The sequence below is a fragment of the Mesorhizobium sp. M2A.F.Ca.ET.039.01.1.1 genome (assembly GCF_003998035.1).
Taxonomy (GTDB): Bacteria; Pseudomonadota; Alphaproteobacteria; order Rhizobiales; family Rhizobiaceae; genus Mesorhizobium.
Window position 1 is genome coordinate 1 of sequence record NZ_RZRY01001390.1, and the last position, 680, is coordinate 680.

Consider the following 680-nt stretch of genomic DNA (forward strand, 5'->3'; position numbering starts at 1 on the left):
CTGCGACACCAAGTATCTTATCGCAAGCGTCCGGCGCGTTCGTGGGCTCAGCTGCAATCAACTTGGCAACCGCCCGTCGCATATCTCGTCTGATAATCCAAGTCAGCGGCAATCTGATCGGTTGCCAGCGCAAGCGCAAGATCCGCTGAAGTCTCCGATTGGCAGCGCCTATCCGGTCGAGCTCCGCAATTGCCCTCGACGCGGCGAATCCGCGGTCACCTACCATGCGTAGCCAGTGGAAGTTTCTTGTGCGCGTCATGGCGACGAAATCACATTCCCCGCTGATCTACTCAGGCTGTATCCCCTTATTCTCAAGGGCCGCCATCCTCTTGCCAGCTTTGTCCGAAGGAAGATGAGCCGCGCGAAATATGCGGCCTTCATTTCAGCTCGCCAACATCGGCCACCGGCGCCATCGCTGCCTGCCGTCGAATAACCGTTTCGTTCGCCAAAAAGCCGTGGCCCGATCAGCTGCGCCTCGGCCTCTTCGGCGTGCATCAAACGTTTCCCGAGACACTCCAGTTCTGAAATGGCGCGGCGGTGCGCCGCGATCAGATCCACGACTGCGTCCGCCTCTCGTGCCTTGCCCTTGCTGCTGCACACAAGTTGGATCGGCATCGACTGCTCCGAGTGGTTCGGCTCCTCCCGCATAGCAACACTGTCCCGGTCCCGCGGGAGAAAAA

1 protein-coding gene is annotated in these 680 nt (G+C 59.7%); it reads right to left on the bottom strand.

Features of this window, described 5'->3' with window-relative positions; genetic code table 11:
* Positions 1 to 255: 255 nt before the first annotated feature.
* Positions 256 to 680: hypothetical protein (locus EOA24_RS40035; RefSeq protein ID WP_210213665.1), on the bottom strand; the 425-nt coding region annotated here is incomplete at its 5' end.